The sequence below is a fragment of the Streptomyces sp. NPDC006872 genome, assembly GCF_040635845.1.
In the GTDB taxonomy this organism is placed as follows: domain Bacteria; phylum Actinomycetota; class Actinomycetes; order Streptomycetales; family Streptomycetaceae; genus Streptomyces.
In genome coordinates, this window is sequence record NZ_JBEYIL010000003.1 from 751,591 (window position 1) to 767,659 (window position 16,069).

12 protein-coding genes and 1 tRNA gene are annotated in these 16,069 nt (G+C 70.0%); 5 read left to right on the forward strand and 8 right to left on the reverse strand.

The window, feature by feature from the left end; translation table 11 throughout:
* The first annotated feature begins 301 nt into the window (after positions 1-301).
* The 5 genes from topA (at position 302) to ABZ725_RS12430 (ending at position 9,637) form a co-directional block, all read left to right on the forward strand.
* The gene (gene topA, locus ABZ725_RS12410; RefSeq protein WP_358802603.1) at positions 302-3,133 is read left to right on the forward strand and encodes a type I DNA topoisomerase; all 2,832 of its coding nucleotides are present in this window, start codon (positions 302-304) and stop codon (positions 3,131-3,133) included.
* A gap of 127 nt (positions 3,134-3,260) precedes the next feature.
* Positions 3,261-6,443 (forward strand): dTMP kinase, encoded by a 3,183-nt coding sequence (gene tmk, locus ABZ725_RS12415; protein WP_358802604.1) that lies wholly within the window; start codon positions 3,261-3,263, stop codon positions 6,441-6,443.
* Positions 6,444-6,548: 105 nt separating this feature from the next.
* Positions 6,549-7,754 carry a DNA polymerase III subunit delta' gene (locus ABZ725_RS12420; protein ID WP_351915499.1) on the forward strand — a complete coding sequence of 402 codons (1,206 nt, stop codon included), beginning with the start codon at positions 6,549-6,551 and terminating at the stop codon, positions 7,752-7,754.
* A gap of 91 nt (positions 7,755-7,845) precedes the next feature.
* A complete protein-coding gene (locus ABZ725_RS12425; RefSeq protein WP_358802605.1) occupies positions 7,846-9,456 on the forward strand; it encodes an alpha/beta hydrolase in 1,611 nt (536 codons plus the stop codon).
* Positions 9,457-9,563: 107 nt separating this feature from the next.
* Positions 9,564-9,637, forward strand: a tRNA-Thr gene (locus tag ABZ725_RS12430).
* A gap of 43 nt (positions 9,638-9,680) precedes the next feature.
* Here ABZ725_RS12430 and ABZ725_RS12435 read toward each other — a convergent pair.
* The 8 genes from ABZ725_RS12435 to ABZ725_RS12470 form a co-directional block, all read right to left on the reverse strand.
* Positions 9,681-11,297, reverse strand: coding sequence for a tyrosine-type recombinase/integrase (locus ABZ725_RS12435; RefSeq protein ID WP_358802606.1), 1,617 nt, complete (start codon positions 11,295-11,297; stop codon positions 9,681-9,683).
* Positions 11,294-11,983, reverse strand: coding sequence for a helix-turn-helix transcriptional regulator (locus tag ABZ725_RS12440; RefSeq protein ID WP_358802607.1), 690 nt, complete (start codon positions 11,981-11,983; stop codon positions 11,294-11,296). Before ABZ725_RS12440 ends, ABZ725_RS12435 begins: the two co-directional genes overlap by 4 nt.
* Positions 11,984-12,442: 459 nt before the next feature.
* Positions 12,443-13,246, reverse strand: coding sequence for an aminoglycoside phosphotransferase (locus ABZ725_RS12445; RefSeq protein ID WP_358802608.1), 804 nt, complete (start codon positions 13,244-13,246; stop codon positions 12,443-12,445).
* Between the two features lie 79 nt (positions 13,247-13,325).
* Positions 13,326-13,550 carry a hypothetical protein gene (locus tag ABZ725_RS12450; protein WP_358802609.1) on the reverse strand — a complete coding sequence of 75 codons (225 nt, stop codon included), beginning with the start codon at positions 13,548-13,550 and terminating at the stop codon, positions 13,326-13,328.
* A 3-nt stretch (positions 13,551-13,553) separates the two neighbouring features.
* Positions 13,554-14,699 carry a radical SAM protein gene (locus ABZ725_RS12455; RefSeq protein WP_358802610.1) on the reverse strand — a complete coding sequence of 382 codons (1,146 nt, stop codon included), beginning with the start codon at positions 14,697-14,699 and terminating at the stop codon, positions 13,554-13,556.
* A 15-nt stretch (positions 14,700-14,714) separates the two neighbouring features.
* Entirely contained in the window at positions 14,715-15,158 is a 444-nt protein-coding gene (locus tag ABZ725_RS12460) for a hypothetical protein (protein WP_358802611.1), read from the reverse strand.
* A 305-nt stretch (positions 15,159-15,463) separates the two neighbouring features.
* Positions 15,464-15,655, reverse strand: a complete 192-nt coding sequence (locus ABZ725_RS12465) for a DUF397 domain-containing protein (RefSeq protein WP_358802612.1) — start codon at positions 15,653-15,655, stop codon at positions 15,464-15,466.
* A gap of 13 nt (positions 15,656-15,668) precedes the next feature.
* The coding region (locus tag ABZ725_RS12470; protein WP_358802613.1) for a DUF5753 domain-containing protein at positions 15,669-16,069 on the reverse strand (401 nt) is incomplete at its 5' end.

Consider the following 16,069-nt stretch of genomic DNA (forward strand, 5'->3'; position numbering starts at 1 on the left):
CCGCCTCCAAAGCCACCTCCGGGGCCGTGTTCGAGGATCCCGTCGGCCCCCGGTGCGAGCCGCGTGAGCGTGGTCACGGCGATAAAGGGGAGGACGCCTTCCGGTCGTACGGAAAAGGGCTGGTCGGTACTCCGGGCGGCAGGAATGGCGGTAGTCGGGTTACCGTTCGAGTGGCCGTTGCGGGCTTTTCCCGTTTGACACGGGGGCGGGATGTACCGTCACACTCCGCAGCGTCACCATGACCCGACCCCGGGAGCAAGGCCTGGGGAGGCCCCAGAGTCGACCGGAGAGAAGAGCGAAGTTGTCCCCGACCAGCGAGACCGCGAAGGGCGGCCGCCGACTCGTGATCGTCGAGTCGCCTGCCAAGGCGAAGACGATCAAGGGTTACCTCGGCCCCGGCTACATCGTCGAGGCCAGCGTCGGGCACATCCGCGACCTTCCCAACGGTGCCGCGGAGGTGCCGGACCAGTACACGGGTGAGGTCCGCCGCCTCGGAGTGGACGTCGAACACGACTTCCAGCCGATCTATGTCGTCAACGCCGACAAGAAGGCGCAGGTCAAGAAGCTCAAGGACCTGCTGCGGGACTCCGACGAGCTCTTCCTCGCCACCGATGAGGACCGCGAGGGCGAGGCCATCGCATGGCACCTCCAGGAGGTGCTGAAGCCCAAGGTCCCGGTCAAGCGGATGGTCTTCCACGAGATCACCAAGGCCGCGATCCAGGCCGCCGTCGCCAACCCGCGCCAGCTCAACCAGAAGCTCGTCGACGCCCAGGAGACCCGCCGCATCCTCGACCGCCTCTACGGCTACGAGGTCTCGCCGGTCCTGTGGAAGAAGGTCATGCCGCGGCTGTCGGCCGGCCGCGTCCAGTCCGTCGCCACCCGTCTCGTCGTGGAGCGGGAACGCGAGCGCATCGCGTTTCGTTCTGCTGAGTACTGGGACCTGACGGGCACCTTCTCGACCGGCCGCGCCGGTGATTCGTCGGACCCGTCGTCGCTGGTCGCCCGCCTGCAGGCCGTCGACGGCAGGCGGGTCGCGCAGGGCCGCGACTTCGACTCCGTGGGACAACTCAAGAGCGCGAACATCCTCCACCTCGACGAGGCGAACGCCCGCGCCCTGGCCGCCGCCCTGGAGAACACGCGGTTCGCCGTCCGGTCCGTCGAGTCCAAGCCCTACCGCCGCTCGCCGTACGCCCCGTTCCGTACGACGACGCTGCAGCAGGAGGCCAGCCGCAAGCTCGGCTTCGGCGCGAAGGCCACCATGCAGGTGGCGCAGAAGCTGTACGAGAACGGCTTCATCACCTACATGCGTACGGACTCCACGACGCTGAGCGAGACGGCGATCACCGCCGCCCGCGCCCAGGTCACGCAGCTGTACGGCGCCGACTACCTGCCGGCCCAGCCGCGGACGTACGCCGGCAAGGTCAAGAACGCGCAGGAGGCGCACGAGGCGATCCGCCCCTCGGGTGATCGTTTCCGCACGCCTGCCGAGACGGGCCTGACCGGCGACCAGTTCAAGCTCTACGAGCTGATCTGGAAGCGGACGGTCGCCTCCCAGATGAAGGACGCGGTCGGCAACAGCGTCACGGTGAAGATCGCCGGCGCCGCCGCCGACGGCCGGGACGTCGAGTTCAGCGCCTCCGGCAAGACGATCACCTTCCACGGCTTCCTGAAGGCGTACGTCGAAGGCGCCGACGACCCGAACGCCGAGCTGGACGACCGCGAGCGCCGCCTGCCCCAGGTCGGCGAGGGCGACGCGCTGTCCGCCGAGGAGATCACGGTCGACGGGCACGCCACCAAGCCCCCGGCCCGCTACACCGAGGCCAGCCTGGTCAAGGAGCTCGAAGAGCGCGAGATCGGCCGCCCGTCGACGTACGCGTCGATCATCGGCACGATCCTCGACCGCGGCTACGTCTTCAAGAAGGGCACGGCGCTCGTCCCGTCCTTCCTCTCCTTCGCCGTGGTCAACCTCCTGGAGAAGCACTTCGGGCGGCTCGTCGACTACGACTTCACCGCGAAGATGGAGGACGACCTCGACCGCATCGCGCGCGGCGAGGCGCAGTCCGTGCCGTGGCTCAAGCGGTTCTACTTCGGCGAGACGACGCCTGACAGCGGCTCCGCCGCCGACGCCGGCAACGGCGACGGGGACCACCTCGGCGGCCTCAAGGAGCTGGTGACCGACCTGGGCGCGATCGACGCCCGCGAGGTGTCGTCGTTCCCCGTGGGCAACGACATCGTGCTGCGGGTCGGCCGCTACGGCCCCTACATCGAGCGCGGCGAGAAGGACTCCGAGGGCCACCAGCGCGCGGACATCCCCGAGGACCTCGCGCCCGACGAGCTGTCCGTCGAGCTCTCCGAGGAACTGCTCGCCAAGCCGAGCGGCGACTTCGAGCTGGGCGCCGACCCCGAGTCCGGCCACCAGATCATCGCCAGGGACGGCCGCTACGGCCCGTACGTCACCGAGGTGCTCCCCGAGGGCACTCCGAAGACCGGCAAGAACGCCGTCAAGCCGCGCACGGCCTCGCTGTTCAAGTCGATGTCCCTGGACACGGTGACCCTGGCGGACGCGCTCAAACTGATGTCCCTGCCCAGGGTCGTCGGCAAGGACGCCGAAGGCGTGGAGATCACCGCGCAGAACGGCCGCTACGGCCCGTACCTGAAAAAGGGCACGGACTCGCGGTCGCTGCAGACCGAGGACCAGCTCTTCACGATCACGCTCGAAGAGGCGCTGGAGATCTACTCCCAGCCCAAGCAGCGTGGCCGGGCCGCCGCCAAGCCGCCGCTGAAGGAGCTGGGCACGGACCCGGTCAGCGGAAAGCCGGTCGTCGTCAAGGACGGTCGCTTCGGGCCGTACGTCACCGACGGGGAGAGCAACGCGACCCTGCGCTCCGGCGACAGCGTCGAGGAGATCACCCCGGAGCGCGGCTACGAGCTGCTCGCCGAGAAGCGCGCCAAGACGCCGGCCAAGAAGACGGCCAAGAAGGCGCCCGCGAAGAAGGCGACGACGGCGAAGAAGGCGGCTCCGGCGAAGAAGACGGCGGCCAAGAAGACCGCCGCCAAGACGACGACCGCGAAGAAGACGGTCGCCAAGAAGACGGTCGCCAAGAAGGCTGCGGCTTCCCCGTCGGACGACTGACCCGTCGGCCACGGTTCCTTCACGGCAGGTTCGCTGAACGAACGCCCCGGCATCACTTTGGTGTCGGGGCGGTCGTACGTGCGGACGGCGGCCACAGGCTGTCAGTCGCGGCCGATAGGCTGAAAGCATGACGCGAGCCGAGCAGCCAACGGCCCACCACCCGGCCCCGGACGACGCCCTGGTGGCGGACTCCCGCGAGCGCGCCGTGCGCGCCCTGTTGCGCGAGCCGCAGCTCAAACGGCTCTGGAGCGCGCAGCTGGTGAGCGGTGTGGGCGACGCGCTCGCACTCCTGGTGTTCGTCCTCCTCGTCCTCCAGGCGGCCATCGCCGAGGGCTCCTTCGGAGGCGGCTACCGGGGCGTGGCGTTCGCAGTGGCGATCGTCTTCGGGGTGCGCATTCTGGCCACTCTGCTCTTCGGCGCCGTCCTCCTGGGCCCCTTGACGTCGCTGACCTCGCCGGACGGCCCGCTCGACCGCCGCTGGACCATGGTCGGCGCGGACGGGCTGCGCGCCGCGCTGCTGATCGTCGCGCCCCTGTGGATCGACTGGACGCCGGACGACGCACTGGCCCTGCTGCTCGTCACGGTGTTCGTGACCGGAGTCGCCGAACGGTTCTGGACGGTCGCCCGCGAGAGCGCCGCCCCGACCCTGCTGCCCGCCCCGCCCCTGGAGGGCGCGACCGTGCGGCCGCTGCCGGACCACATGGACGCCCTGCGTCGGCTGTCGCTGCGCACCGGCTTCGTGGCGATCCCGCTGGGCGCGGCCACGCTGGTCGTCGCGGCATTGTTCAACAATCTTCTGGGCGCCGGGATCGACTGGTTCGGCCAGCACCAGGCGGCCCTCGCCTCGTACGTCGCCGGCGGGCTCTTCGCCGGATCGCTGTCCATCGTGACGTTCCTGGAGCTGCCCGGCGTGCGCGCCCCGCGCGCGCGGTCGCCGCTCGAAGGACTGCGCCGTCCCAGGACCGCCACCGGCGTCGAGGCGGGCCGCACGGGCGCGATCCCGCTGCTGGTCCTCGCCTGCGCCGCCGTCGCCGGGGCGATCTCCGCCTCCGTCGCCGTGTCCGTGCTGCACGCCACCGACCTGGGCGGCGGCCCGGTGCTGTACGGGCTGCTCGTGCTCGGGCTGACCGGCGGGGTCGTCGTCGGCGTCCGTACGGCGCCCAAGGTGCTGGTGTCGCTGTCGCGGCGTCGGCTGCTCGCGCTGGCCATCGCCTTCACCGGCGTCGCGCTGCTGGCCGCCGGGCTGGTCCCGGACGTCACCAGCGTGCTCCTGATCGTGGCCCTGGCCGGCGTCGGCGCGGGCGTCGCCGCCAACACCGGGCACGCGCTGCTCGACCAGGAGACCGAGGAGCACCGCAGGACGCGCACCACGGAACATCTGCACGCGGTCGTGCGGGTCCTGGTGGCGCTGGGCGCGGTGATCGCCCCGCTGGTCGCGGCGCTCATCGGGCCGCACCGGCTGGAGAACGGCAAGTTCGTGTTCGCGCACGGCGGCGCCGCGTTCACCCTGATGCTGGTCGGGGCGCTGCTGCTGCCGGTGGCCGCACTGGTGCTGGCCAAGGTCGACGACCGCTCCGGCGTACCCCTGCGGCAGGACCTGCGGGACGCGCTGCTGGGCGGCGACGACCCGGTGACGGCCCGGGCCGCGAACGGCTTCTTCATCGCCCTGGAGGGCGGCGACGGCGCCGGCAAGTCCACCCAGGCCGAGGCGCTCGCCGAGTGGATCAGGGCGAAGGGCCACGAGGTCGTCCTCACGCGCGAGCCGGGGGCCACCCCCGTGGGCAAGCGGCTGCGCTCGATCCTGCTGGACGTGTCCAGCGCCGGGCTCTCGCACCGCGCGGAGGCGCTGCTGTACGCGGCGGACCGCGCGGAGCACGTCGACACGGTCGTACGGCCCGCCCTGGAGCGCGGCGCGGTGGTGATCACCGACCGGTACGTCGACTCGTCCGTGGCCTACCAGGGCGCGGGCCGCGACCTGTCCCCGACCGAGATCGCGCGGATCTCGCGCTGGGCGACGAACGGCCTCGTGCCGCATCTGACGGTCCTGCTGGACGTCTCCCCGGAGGCCGCCCGCGAGCGCTTCACGGAGGCGCCGGACCGGCTGGAGTCGGAGCCCGCGGAGTTCCACGCACGCGTGCGCTCCGGTTTCCTCACCCTCGCCGCCGCCGACCCGGGCCGCTACCTGGTCGTCGACGCGGCCCAGGAGCCCGAGGCCGTCACGGCCGTCGTCCGGCACCGGCTCGACCAACTGCTGCCCCTGTCCGAGGCCGAGATCAAGGCCCAGGAGGAGGCGCGCAAGAAGGCCGAGGAGGAGGCCCGCCGCAAGGCCGAGGAAGAGGCCGCCCGCAAGGCCGAGGAGGAGCGCCTGGAGCGCGAGCGCGAGGAGCAGCTCGCCAAGCTGCGCGCCGAGGAGGAGGAGCGCAAGCGGCGCGAGCTGGAGGAGGCACAGCGGCGCGAGGCCGAACGGCAGGCCGAGGAGGCGCGGCTGCGAGCCGAGGAAGCACGCCGGCGTGCCGAGGAGGAGCGGGTCCGGCTCCTCGCGGAGGAGAAGGCCCGCGCCGAGGAGGAGGTCCGCCGCAAGGCGGAGGAGGAGCGGCGTCGCAGGCAGGCCGAGGAGGAGGCCCGGCTGCGTGCCGAGGCCGAGGCCCGGCGCCTGGAGAAGCAGCAGAAGGCCGAGGAAGCGCTGGTGCGGGCCGAGCGGGCCCGGCGCGCGGCGGAGCAGGCCGCTGCCGCGGCGCAGGTCGGCCCGAGGCCGGCGGCCCGCCCCAAGGCGGCCTCGGCTCCCGTGGTCGCGCCGCCGGAGGCGACCACCGTGCCGACGCCGGTCGTGACTCCGCCCAAGGCACCGGTCGGGCCGGTGGACGAGACGGCCGTGCTGCCGCCGATCCGCATGGACAAGAAGCCCGAGCAGCCTTCGGCCGACGCCGAGGTGACGGCGGAGCTGCCGCAGCCTCCGATGCCGGCGGGCGCCGCGGACGAGACGGCGGTACTGCCGCCGGTACGCGCGCAGAACCCCGAGGAGGAGACGGCCGTACTGCCTCCGGTCCGGGACGAGAGCCCTTCGGACCGGGTGCCGCCGGGTTACTTCCGCGACGAGCAGGACGAGCGGGACGGTCAGGGCGGGGGCGACGACCGTACGCGCGAGCTGCCGCAGGTCGACGAGGCCGGCGCGCCCCGGCAGCGGCCGCGGCCGGACTGGGCCGAGGAGACCCCGCTGGACGATCTACCGTCGCTGGCGGACGAACTCCTGGGACCGCGCGGGGACGAGGACGGGCACGACGAGGGCCACGGGCGGGGCAGGCGCCGCTGAGGGCCTGGTGGGTCCTGTGGGCCGACCGGCAATGGCCCGATTGTCAGTGGCTCCCCGCACAATGGAACCCGCAGCGCGAAACGTGACGAAAGGGCGGCGTGACGCATGACCGTGTGGGACGACCTCGTCGGGCAGGAGAAGGTGAGTGGACAGCTGGCCGCTGCCGCTCGGGACGCCGACGCGCTCGTCACCGCGGCCACCTCCGCCGCCCCGCCGCCGGAGGCGTCGAAGATGACGCACGCCTGGCTGTTCACCGGCCCGCCCGGCGCCGGCCGCAGCCAGGTGGCGCGGGCCTTCGCCGCCGCGCTGCAGTGCGTGAGTCCGGACCGGGCGCTCGGCGGCATCCCGGGCTGCGGGTTCTGCGACGGCTGTCATACGGCGCTCATCGGCACCCACGCCGACGTCAGCACGGTCGCCGCCGTCGGTTCGCAGATCCTCGCCGAGGACATGCGCGACACGGTCCGCAAGTCGTACACCTCGCCCGCCACGGGCCGTTGGCAGGTCATCCTCGTGGAGGACGCCGAGCGGCTGAACGAGAAGTCGGCCAACGCCGTCCTGAAGGCGGTCGAGGAGCCCGCCCCGCGGACGGTCTGGCTGCTCTGCGCTCCCTCCCTGGAGGACGTGCTGCCGACCATCCGCTCCCGCTGCCGGCACCTGAACCTGCGCACGCCTTCCGTGGACGCCGTCGCCGACATGCTCGTACGGCGCGAGGGCATCGAGCCGGCCGTCGCCGCGGCCGCCGCCCGGGCCACCCAGGGGCATGTCGACCGGGCCCGACGCCTGGCCACCGACCCCGCCGCGCGCGAGCGCCGCGCGGCCGTGCTGAAGCTGCCCCTGCGCGTCGACGACGTCGGCAGCTGCCTCAGAGCGGCCCAGGAGCTGGTCGACGCGGCCACCGAGGACGCCAAGCAGCTCGCGGAGGAGAGGGACGGCAAGGAGACCGAGGAGCTGAAGACGGCGCTGGGCGCGGTCCAGGGCGGCCGGATGCCGCGCGGCACGGCGGGCGTGATGAAGGATCTGGAGGACAAGCAGAAGCGTCGGCGGACGCGTACGCAGCGCGACAGCCTCGACGTCGCGCTGACCGACCTGACCGCCTTCTACCGCGATGTCCTCGCCCTCCAGCTCGGCTCCCGCATCGCCATCGCCAACGCGGACGCCGAGGACGCCCTGGAGCGGCTCGCCCGCGGCGGCAGCCCCGAGGCCACCCTCCGCCGCATCGAGGCCATCGCCGCGTGCAGACAGGCCCTCGACCGCAATGTGGCTCCGCTGCTGGCGGTCGAGGCGATGACGATGGCCCTGAGAGCGGGGTGACGTCGATGCCCGTGGGTTGACGGGGTCGCTCGTCCGTGGCACTTCACGTACGGACGGCTTTCGTGTCGTTGCGCAGAGTTACGCTCGCTTGATGCACACCAGGCGCTCTCTCCGCAGGTCCCACAGGTCTCGCAGGTCCCGCACCGGCGTCGCATTCCTGTCGCTCGCCGCGCTGCTCGTCTCCGGCGGCCTCGTCTCCGGCTGCTCCGCCGAGGCGTCGTCGAGTTCCGCCGGTTCGACGGCGATGGCGGCGCTCGCCGCGCTGCCGCGGGCCACGCCGTCGGCGCTCGCGCCGTACTACGGGCAGAAGCTGAGCTGGCGCAGCTGCGGTGTCCCCGGCTTCGAGTGCGCCACGATGAAGGCGCCGCTCGACTACGCCGATCCGGGCGCGGGCGATGTGCGGCTCGCGGTCGAGCGCAGGAAGGCGACAGGCCCGGGCAAGCGGCTCGGCTCCCTGCTGGTGAACCCGGGCGGCCCGGGCGGCTCCGCGGTCGCCTACCTGCAGCAGTACGCCGGCATCGGCTACCCCGCCGAGGTCCGCGCCCGCTACGACATGGTCGCCGTCGACCCGCGCGGCGTGGCCGGCAGCGAGCCGGTGAAGTGCCTCGACGGGCGGGCGATGGACGCCTACACGCAGACGGACACCACCCCCGACGACCAGCGGGAGACCGGCGAACTCGTCGACGCGTACAAGGAGTTCGCGGAGGGCTGCGGGGCACACTCGGCGCGGCTGCTGCGGCATGTCTCCACCGTGGAGGCGGCCCGTGACATGGACATCCTGCGGGCTGTCCTGGGCGACGGGAAGCTGACGTACGTGGGCGCGTCCTACGGGACGTTCCTCGGGGCGACGTACGCGGGGCTGTTTCCGGACCGGGTGGGCCGACTCGTCCTGGACGGCGCGATGGACCCGTCGCTGCCCGCCCGTCGGCTGAACCTGGACCAGACGGCCGGGTTCGAGACGGCGTTCCAGTCCTTCGCGAAGGACTGTGTACGGCAGCCCGACTGCCCGCTCGGCCGGAAGGGCACCGCTCCCGCCAAGGTCGGCGAGAACCTCAAGGCCTTCTTCGCGAAGCTCGACCGGAGGCCGATCCCGGCCGGCGACCCCGACGGCCGCAGGCTCGGCGAGGCCCTCGCCACCACCGGCGTGATCGCGGCGATGTACGACGAGAGCACGTGGGAGCAGTTGCGCGAGGCGCTGACCTCGGCGATGAAGCAGAACGACGGCTCGGGCCTGCTCGTCCTCTCCGACAGTTACTACGAGCGGGACGCCGAGGGCCGCTACGCCAACCTGATGGCCGCCAACGCGGCCGTGAACTGCCTAGACCTCCCCGCGGCCTTCGCCGCCCCGGAGCAGGTGGAGAAGGTGCTGCCGTCCTTCGAGAAGGCGTCCCCGGTCTTCGGCGAGGGCCTCGCCTGGGCCTCCCTGAACTGCGCGTACTGGCCGGTCAGGGCCACGGGTGAGCCGCGCCGCATCGAGGCGAAGGGCGCCGCCCCGATCGTCGTCGTCGGCACCACCCGCGACCCGGCGACGCCGTACCGCTGGGCCCGCTCCCTCGCCGGCCAGCTCGCCTCGGCCCGCCTCCTCACCTACGAGGGCGACGGCCACACGGCCTACGGCCGGGGCAGCGACTGCATCGACTCGGCGATCGACGCCTACCTGCTCCGTGGGACCCCTCCGACGAAGGGAAAGCGCTGCTCATAGCCCCGCTGCGGACCCCGCGCACCCCACCCCCGGAGCTGGTGCGGAGCACCCCTCGAAACTGTGTAGACTTACCGACGTTGCTGACCGCACCATAGTGCGGACAGCGCGCCGCCTTAGCTCAGATGGCCAGAGCAACGCACTCGTAATGCGTAGGTCTCGGGTTCGAATCCCGAAGGCGGCTCCGGAAAACCCTGGGACTCACTCGCCGTGACCTGGGGTTTTTCTTATGCGCTCACCAAGCGCGGTCGGAACGCGATGATCTTCGCACCCTCGTGTGTGGCCATTGTGTGGCCATCCTGCGGGGTCGGCGGTTCGACGGCCTTTTCCTTGGGCAGTCGAGCGGTTCCGCGCGGGACCATGGCGGCGGTCGCCTCGGCGGCCTCGGCGGCGGCCTTTGGCATGACCGACTGGTAAATGTCCCGCGTGATCCGGGAGTCGGAGTGTCCGAGGGTCTCGGACACGATCTTGACGTCGACGCCGGCGGCGAGCATGAGCGAGGCGGCGACGTGCCGCAGGTCGTGCAGCCGGATCGGCGGCAGGCCCGAGAGGTCGACGAGCCGTTCGAACTGGTCAGTCAGCCAACCCGGGTGGATTCGCTCGCCGTCCTCCTGAGTGAACATCCGGCCTGACTCGATCCACGCTGGCCCCCACTGGCAGCGCTCGGCGGCCTGCTTCGTCCGGTGGGCGTCGAGCACCTCGGCGGTGTACCCGTCGACTGAGAACACGCGCTCGCCGCTGTCTGTCTTGGGCAGGCTCTCGATGACTTCCCATCCGTCCTGGACGAGCTGCGTCGCGATCGTCATCGAGCGCGCCGTCTCGGAGTAGTCGGACCATCGAACGCCGCACGCCTCGCCCCGCCGCAGACCGCGGAACGTGATCAGGTGGAACAGGGGCAGCAGTCGGTGCTCGGTGTCGGCGAGGTAGTCGAGGAACTGCCCTGCCTGCTCGGGCGTCCACACCATGACCGCCGAGGGGCGTTCGCCGGTCTGTAGCCACGCCTCGACCCGCTCATCAGTCCACACCATGGCCTTTGGCCGCTTTGCCGGCGTCAGCTCGACGTACGACGCCGGGTTGAACGTGATCGCGCCACGAGCGATGGCCGTGTTCAGCGAGGCCCTCAGCGTGTCGCGCACGTGCTTCTGTGTCGCCGGACCAGTGATGCGGCGGAACGGCTCCTTCTCCTCGATGGCGGCTTTCAGGAACTTCCGGCGGCCTCGGTTCTCCGCTCCTTTCCACGGGATCGTTTTCAACTCGTCGAGGGCGGCGCGGCGCTGCATGTTGGCGTCGTGAATCTCGGCGTTTGTCTCGGCGATACCGGCGAACATCTCGTCGAGGTGCTGCACGGTGAGTCGGTCGAGGCGGATGTGCCCGATCCGTGGTTTCAGGTGGCACCTGATGTCGACCTCGTAGCGGGTCTCACCGCTCTTGCGGAGTGCCTTCTTACCGGCGAGCCACGTGTCGAGCCACTCGGTGACGGTCATGTGCTGTGTGAGCGATTGGCCGGTCGCGAACCGGCGCTTCGTCTCGTCGTAGTCGGGGATGTCTTCCCCGCTCGCTGCGACGGTTTCGAGTAAGTCGGCGATGCGCGTCTGCCCGTCGGGGTCGCCCTTGCCGGCGATGCCGAGCAGGGCGCGCAGGGCGTCAATGTCCTTCCGCGCTTCGGTCTTGGTCTTGTAGCCGCTGCGCCGGAAACGGCGACGTGTGCCGTCCTCACGAGGCGGCAGCTCCTGTATCAGGCTGAACAGGCCGTGTGCCCGCTGTGTGAGTCTGGGGCAAGAGCTGTTGAGCTGTCTGCCCTCGGCGTCACGGCATCCGCAACGCTTGGTGATCGTGCCGTTCACTCAGTACCTCTCGGGTGGATGATGTCGGGGTCGTCGAGCATGTCGAGCCCCTGCATGTCCTCGATCAAGTCAGGTCGTAGATCGGGGATCGTGAGTCCCGCGCGGTTCATGTCGTTGATGTGGCGCGCGAGTTCTTCGAGTCGGTGCAGATAGTCGGTCTCGGCTGCGGTGTGGCCCCCCTTGTCTGTGCGGCGCTTTGCCTGCGTGGCCTCGGTGCGCAGAAACGCCCTGTGGACTGCCTCGCGCCGCCGCTCGAACTCGGGGTACAGCGACGCGGGATAAGCGGCTGTGCTCCACGCGGCGGACCACTTGGGGCCGATTCCGGCGATGGGCCGGGGGTCGGCGTAGTGGCGCCCGTCGACGGGGCCGGCGAGCGTCGGCGTCTCCTCGCCCGTGAACCACTTCCACACGGTGTAGGGGTCCCGCGGATCTGCCGCGGGCACCGTGGGCACGGTCTGCTCGTCCCCCAGAGGAAGCGCCAGGAGGAGCGGGGGGACCGCGAGGGCGAGGCCAAGCACGAGCAACTCGTCGACGGTCACCTCGCGGCGTCGCTTGCCCTCCTTGTTCCTGCGGCCGGTCTCAATGTTCGTGATCGCGGCGTATGTGAGGTCAGGAGCGCCCAACCGTGCGCACTCTTCTGCAAGCTGCTCACGGTTGAGGCCGAGCCGGGCGCGGTGCTTGCGCACCTGCTCGGCGATGGTGTCGCTTGCCGTTTGGTGACTGTGCATATCGACACGTTAGCAGTGCATATTGCGTAGTCACAAGCGTTATCGATACGTTATGTTCAGTCAACGCCCTGCTAGGAGGGTGTCTCGACATGACGGAGGGGAGCACGTGACCAGCGACGTGCGAGCGATGACGCACGAGGAACTGATGGCCATGCCTGTGACCGTTGATCTTGAAACGGCCAACCGGGCGTTGGGCATCGGTCGTACGACGGGGTACGGCTTGGCCAAAAGGCAGCAGTACCCCGTGCGGCTGCTACCGCACAGCCGTGGTTACCGGGTTTCGCGGTACGACCTGCTTCGACACCTCGGGGTCAGTCCCGACAAGGACGGAACATGCGTGGGCGCTGCGTAAGGAAGTAGGCGCGTGCTGTGCGCCCGCGGACTCCGGTGAAGGGTCGGCGGGCGCACACAGTCGGCTTACGACGCTTGTGCGCGCCAGTAGGTCACCCAGTCATGAGCGAGCAGTCCCATGTGCTTCTTCCAGTCCTGTGGATCGTTGCGGGCGATCTCGTCCCAGCATCGGGCGTTTGCCTCGGAGAAGGCGGCGACGGACGCGTGCGGGGCCGTTGCCCATGAGGGGAATTGAGCGCGTGCCCATGCGTCTGCGGTCGACGCGGGGTGCCCGGCTTCCATGAGTCGCAGGATGAGCACGGCAGGGTCGATCCACGCTGCGCCGCGGGTGGGCCATGCCCAGTCGATCAGGTGGGCGCGGTCGGTCACGAGCATGTTGTGCGGGGCGAGGTCGGTGTGCAGCAGCGTGTTACCGGCGAGCTGCTCGACGCCGGCGGGGCCTGCGTAGCCGCTCCATCGGTCCTCGGCGCGCTTGAGGTCGATATCAGGGCACGGGGTGTTCTGGAGCTCGACCAGGGCGTCGGCGACGAGCGGTAGATCAGGAGAGTCGGGCGCGTAGTCGGCGTGGCGACCGACGATGCGCTCGTACCCGATCAGGTCCCATCCAGCGGCCTGCACGTGCCAGAGCAGCCGGGGGCACGAGGGCGGGAGATAGGGGTTGATCGTGGCCTCGCGCTGCTGCATCCGGGCCTGATTGATCGGTGCACCTTTGACGAAGAGCACCGAATCGGCAGTGTGGACGGTGGCGGCGATACCGGAGTTCGCGCCGGCTGCTGCCGTCTCGGCGCGCAGAATGGGGCCGGTTTGCTCCTCGGCGGCGTGGCGGGCGCCGAGGGGTAGTGCGTCCCAGTGGATACGGTCTACGGGCATGTGAGGTTCCTGGGGGTGGACGGGCGAGCCGCCCCCGACCCTACGACGGGTGAGGGCGGCTCGGTGGTACGTGTCGGGCCTAGTACGGCTGGTCGTCGTCGGCCTGGCAGGAGCAGCCGAGGCTCTCGGAGAACGTGCCGATGTTCGGCGTGATGCGGATCTCGTCGTCGGCGATCGGGCGGGACGTGATCGCGACCGGGAGCGGTCCCGGGTCGGTCGGCCGGGGGGTGATCGCGACGAGGACGGGTCCGCGGGAAGCGGACGCGCTCTGTTCCGTGGTGCGGGGCTCAGTGGCTGTTGCCATGGGTCACCTCACTGGTTCGGGGTCGGGATGCTGGCAGTACATGTTTCGTGGTGCCTTCGCCTCCTGGTAGAGCTTGGCCATGGGGCGGCAGGTGGTGCAGCCGCCCGGGTTGCCGTCGGCGTCTTTCTGGCCGAACGAGCAGCCGGCACAGCCCCCGGTGCGAAGCTGTAGGCCGTCGGCGATGCCGCCGAGGCGTTTGAGTCCCTCGATGCCTTCCTGCATCAGCGGGATGTGTGGATCGCGGCCGATCTTGCATATGGACGCGTGGCCGAACGGGTCGGCGTGGAAGAAGGTATGTCCGGCGTTGCAGCCGGTGAACGGCTTCCGCTTGCGGAGGTACTTGGCGGCCTGCTCCGGGATGGGGGCCGAGTCGCCTTGGATGGTGGGCGACATGTTGGTGAACACGAACACCTGGCCGTACTGCTCGGCGAGGCTCTCCATTGCGGCGAACTCGTCGGCGTTGTCCTTCGTGATGACGATGTTCAACTGCAAGCGCAGGCCGGCCTCGCGGGCGGCGTCGAGTCCGCGGATGAAGCGGTCGAACGCTCCTCGGTTCCGGGTGAAGCCGTCGTACGTCTCCGCGGTCGCGCCGTAGACGCTCAGGGACAGGTGATGCGGCGGCCGACGGGTGAGCGTCTCCAGGATCTTCGGCTTGTGGAGCTGTGATCCGTTCGTGGAGATGGTCAGCATGATGCCGAGGTCGTAGGCGTACGCGTACGCCTCGGGGAATTCCCGGTCGATCAGCGGTTCGCCGCCCGTGACCTGAAGCCAGAGCACGCCGGCGTCGCGCATGATGTCGAGTAGCCGAACCTTGTCGTCCCACGGCATGCCCTCGAACCGCTTCAACCCGAGGTAGCAGTGCGGACAGTCGTAGTCACAGCCCTTGTTGATCTCGTACGACGCGCGACCCATGCCGTACGGCGAGGGGGCGCGCACGAGGACCGTCTCGCGCAGGGGCTGATCCGAGGGGAGGTCGAGGCGCCATGCCTGACGGGCGGCGTTGATGAGCCACTGCGGAGCGTCGCCGCCGGTGCTCGCCGCCTTGCTGAGTTCGAGGTACCGAGTGAGCGGGATCTGCACGCCGGCGTCGTGGCCGGGGCGTAAGACGAGGTACTCGTCGAGGAATGGACTTGCGATCAGTTGGTGCATGCAGCCTCCAACAGGTCAGTGAGCAGCGTCGCATGGATGGGATGCGGAGTGCATCGGTACGAGGGGCAGCAGCAGCTCGTCGGGCACTAGGAACTCGTCGAATGGCCGGACGATCCACTCAACCCACGTCCCGTGGCTGCTGATTGAGAATCCGCACGGCTCGCCGCGGTGTAGAGCGGCGACAGCCTGTAGACAGCCGCCGCTGTCCGTCCAGCTCAGCGCGCGTCGCTGCTCCCATGAGGGCAGGGTGGGCGCCAACCTGCGCACGCTGACGCGGATTTTGCGGATGGCCTCGGCTGGTGTGCCGACGGATTCGCGCTCGGGCCGTGCGCTGATCTTGAGGTCTGCTTCCGACACCCTGCGCTCGATCCAGAACGCGCGTCTGATCTCCACCTCCGGGCGTGGCGCGTGAGGCTGTTTTGCCTCGCGCTGCTCGGCCGAGTCGGATGACGCGCGCATTGATGCCCTCCTGCCGCGGTGTTGCCGGTGCTCCCCTCCCGGCGAAGGCGTGCAAGCCGGGAGGGGGCACCCCTCGGGGGCTCTCCCCAACAGGCGCAGAGACGGGGAGAGTTGGCCGCCGTTCTGGGCACCGTCTTGCCGTGCATGGGCCCAGTGCGGCGACACATGGGGAAGGTAGCGCGAGATACAGATCCGTATCAACAGTTTGACGTCTAATGGGTGGTACGGCATATGCCAAAAGTTGATACGCAAACGCAAGTGACCCCCCGCCGAGGGCGGGGGGTCACTTGCGGAGCGTGGGTGATCTACGTCAGGTGGTCGAACTCTCCTGCCTTGGCGCCGGCCAGGAACGCCGCGAGCTTCGCTTTGGTGGTCTTGACGATCATGTTGGGGTTGTCGCTCTCGCGTACGAGGACTTCGTTGCCCTGGGGTGCGAGCTCAAGGCAGTTGCCCTCTGAGTCCGTCGAGAACGAGGACTTTTGCCACTTAATTTCCACTATTCCCACGCCTTCAGACTTGTTGTGCTATTTCGTAGATGAAGTCACGCGACTGCACGGCGTCGAGCGACCTCTCTTCGGTTCGATCCAAGACTGCTCGGTAGTTCGCGAGGCGCGTCTCGGCGTCGAGGAACGCGGGGCCGTGCGGGGTGTCCGTCTGGACTGTGTCGAGCTGCGAAACCGGCCCGTATACATAGAGTGTCGAACTTCCGGCGTTGGGGAAACCGCCGACGGCGAACGGAATCACGCGCACGGTCACGTTCTCCCGATCGGACTCTTTCAGCAGGTAGTCGAGCTGTGCGCGGGCGATCTTGGGCCCGCCGAACGACATGCGCAGGGCGGCCTCATGGATCAAGAACGTGCAAGCGGGTGCGCTTGGCCGGTCGAGCACATCGCGACGCTTCAGGCGGTGCG

What these genes read in the sequence shown, in the direction of transcription:
- ABZ725_RS12420 (WP_351915499.1), top strand. Translation starts at nt 6,549, where the DNA reads ATGACCGTGTGGGACGACCTCGTCGGGCAGGAGAAGGTGAGTGGACAG.
- tmk (WP_358802604.1), top strand. Translation starts at nt 3,261, where the DNA reads ATGACGCGAGCCGAGCAGCCAACGGCCCACCACCCGGCCCCGGACGAC.
- ABZ725_RS12455 (WP_358802610.1), bottom strand. Translation starts at nt 14,699, where the DNA reads ATGCACCAACTGATCGCAAGTCCATTCCTCGACGAGTACCTCGTCTTA.
- ABZ725_RS12445 (WP_358802608.1), bottom strand. Translation starts at nt 13,246, where the DNA reads ATGCCCGTAGACCGTATCCACTGGGACGCACTACCCCTCGGCGCCCGC.
- ABZ725_RS12460 (WP_358802611.1), bottom strand. Translation starts at nt 15,158, where the DNA reads ATGCGCGCGTCATCCGACTCGGCCGAGCAGCGCGAGGCAAAACAGCCT.
- ABZ725_RS12425 (WP_358802605.1), top strand. Translation starts at nt 7,846, where the DNA reads ATGCACACCAGGCGCTCTCTCCGCAGGTCCCACAGGTCTCGCAGGTCC.
- ABZ725_RS12450 (WP_358802609.1), bottom strand. Translation starts at nt 13,550, where the DNA reads ATGGCAACAGCCACTGAGCCCCGCACCACGGAACAGAGCGCGTCCGCT.